Annotated in this window: 3 protein-coding genes; all 3 read left to right on the top strand. The window is 73.1% G+C overall.

All coding sequences use genetic code 11. The annotated features are described in order from the left end of the window. The first annotated feature begins 116 nt into the window (after positions 1-116). The gene (locus tag ACFWAD_RS29800) at positions 117-437 is read left to right on the top strand and encodes a hypothetical protein (RefSeq protein ID WP_378550423.1); all 321 of its coding nucleotides are present in this window, start codon (positions 117-119) and stop codon (positions 435-437) included. Beyond that, positions 437-709, top strand: coding sequence for a hypothetical protein (locus ACFWAD_RS29805; RefSeq protein ID WP_378550426.1), 273 nt, complete (start codon positions 437-439; stop codon positions 707-709). The genes ACFWAD_RS29800 and ACFWAD_RS29805 overlap by 1 nt, the downstream gene beginning before the upstream one ends. Beyond that, positions 706-1,900, top strand: a 1,195-nt coding sequence (locus tag ACFWAD_RS29810; RefSeq protein ID WP_378550429.1) for a DNA cytosine methyltransferase, incomplete at its 3' end; no start/stop codon positions are given. The genes ACFWAD_RS29805 and ACFWAD_RS29810, both read left to right, overlap by 4 nt.

Genomic DNA, 1,900 nt, shown 5'->3' on the forward strand with positions numbered 1-1,900 from the left:
CCCCGCGCGCTGACCGAGGCCGACCAGCTCGCCGCCGCCAGCGGGAACGGCGCGCACGTCCACTTCGCCGCCCGCCGCGACGAGTTCGTCGTCGTCCTGCCCGAGGCGGTGGCGGCATGACCCGCCGACGGATGAGGACCGCCCACCGCCTGGGCACCGGCCAGGGCCGGATCAGCCTCGCCACCACCAGCGCCGCCACCGTCGACGCCGAGCGCAACATCGACTGGATCGCCGTCGAACTCGCCGTCAACGGCGAGCTCCCGGCCCGGCTGACCCGGCCCGAGCAGATCGAGACCGCCCGCCTCCTGACCGGCCGGGGTATGGGCCCCACCGACGTCGGCCTCTACCTGGGCATCACCAAGGGCACGATCGCCGCCTGGCGCGACAAGGGCTGGAAGGTCCGCCCCGTCGGCCGTCCCGCGAAGGCGGTGCGGTGATGGCCCTCAAGACCGTGACGTGCCTGGCCGCCGTCTGCGACGCGTGCGGCCAGGTCCTGGAGAACCCCGACGGCGGCGAAGCCCACTTCGACACCGAGCAGCAGGCTCGCGAGGTCGCCGCCACCTACGAGTGGGAGCTGCTGGAGGACGGCCGCCTGATCTGCACCGAGGGCCACCTGGACCTCCTCGAGGAGCACGGCCGCATCCAGCCGGGCCCCGGCGCCATGACCTTCACCCTCGCCCCCGACACCGCCCCGGAGGTCTGGCTGTGAGCAGTTACCGGCACGACGGCGAGATCAACGCCATGGACTGGTTCTGCGGCGCCGGTGGCAGCTCGCAGGGGATCGACGCGGTCCCCGGCGTCCGCGTGACCCGGGCCGCCAACCACTGGGATCCGGCGATCGAATCCCACGCCCTCAACTTCCCGCACGCCGACCACTGGAAGGGCGACATCCGCCAGGCCCCCGTGGAGAAGTGGCCGGCCGCCCAGATTTTTTGGGCCAGCCCGGAGTGCCCGAAGTGGACCAACGCCCGCGGCAAGAAGCGCGACTTCCACACCGCGCAGGAGGAACTGCCCGGCTTCGAGAAGCCCCGCGACCCGGCGGACGAGCGCTCCCGCGCCCTGATGGAAGAGGTCCCGATGTACCTGCGCGGGGTGCAGGAGCGCGGCGGCCTGGTCCTCGCCGGAATCGTCGAGAACGTCATCGACTGCCGGGCCTGGGTGGAGTGGGACCGCTGGCTGGGCGAGCTCCACAAGCTCGGCTACGCCACGAAGACGATCGCGCTGAACAGCATGCACGCCCAGGCGCCGACCCTGCTGCGCGCCCCGCAGTCCCGCGACCGCCTCTACGTCGCCTACTGGCACCGCTCGCTCGGCCGGACTCCGGACTGGAACAAGTGGCTGCGGCCGGCCGCCTGGTGCACCGGCTGCGAGCGGGTTGTCCGCGCGATGCAGGTGTTCAAGAAGCCGGGCGCCGACATGGGCCGCTACGGGATCCGCTCCGGGCAGTACGTGTACCGGTGCCCGAGCACGACGTGCCGGAACCAGATCGTGGAGCCGGAAGTCCTGCCTGCCCTCGCCGCGATCGACTGGACGATCCCCGGCACCCCGATCGGGAGCCGGCCGCGCACGGCGGACGCCCCCGAGGGCCTAAAGCCCAAGACCATCGCCCGGATCAGGGCGGGCCTGGAGCGCTTCGCCCAGCCGGTGATGGTGCCCTCCGGCGGGACCTGGCGGGAGTCCGCGACGCCGGTGTCCGCCCCCATGCCGGCCAGGACGACGCGTGAGAACGACGCGCTCGCGGTGCCGCCGCTGCTGATCCCCTCCGAGGGCCGCGACGGCAAGGAAGCCAGCCCCGTGCACCGCCCGCTGCGCACGCAGACGGCCCGCAACGAGACGGGACTTGCCTGGCTGCCGCCGGGCGTCTTCGAGCCCTTCGTGACCCCGGTACGCGGGGGAGGGG

It is taken from the genome of Rhodococcus sp. NPDC059969 (assembly GCF_042738325.1).
Taxonomy (GTDB): domain Bacteria; phylum Actinomycetota; class Actinomycetes; order Mycobacteriales; family Mycobacteriaceae; genus Rhodococcus_F.